Annotated in this window: 1 protein-coding gene; it reads left to right on the forward strand. The window is 42.8% G+C overall.

What is annotated here, in order from left to right:
• Window positions 1-37: 37 nt before the first annotated feature.
• A partial coding sequence (locus TW85_RS24875) for a regulatory protein GemA (protein ID WP_046019835.1) occupies window positions 38-519 on the forward strand: 482 nt, incomplete at its 3' end.

Raw genomic sequence — 519 nt, forward strand, 5'->3', positions numbered from 1 at the left:
TTCCTCTTTGGGGTCTGGGTAAAACAGGAGCAGGATAATGACTAAAAAACGCAATCCAATGGCGGCAATTCACGCCGCAAAGCGTGACCTTAGAATGGATGATGATACCTACCGAGCAATGCTTTTTAATATCACTAATAAGCGTAGCGCGAAGGATTTAAACCAAGGTGAAATTGGTAAAGTGTTAGACCATATGCGCAAACTTGGCGCAACCAAACTGGGCAAAACAAAAACGTCTTACCCCGGTAAACCGCACAATTTTGATAAGCACGAACAGATGGCAAAAGTTGAAGCGTTATTAGCAGATTTAAGCCTACCTTGGTCTTATGCCGATGCCATCGCAAAACGCCAAATTGGTGTTGATAAAATGGCGTGGGTGACAGAGCCGCGTCATTTTAAATCTATCATTGCAGCACTATCAGTAGAGCAAGAAAAACAACAATTACTCGCCCGGCTTACCGACATTTTAAAAGAGCAAAATATGACGGTTCAGTCGTTTGAAGAAAAGCATTCTTCTCG

It is taken from the genome of Marinomonas sp. S3726 (assembly GCF_000967665.1).
GTDB lineage: Bacteria > Pseudomonadota > Gammaproteobacteria > Pseudomonadales > Marinomonadaceae > Marinomonas.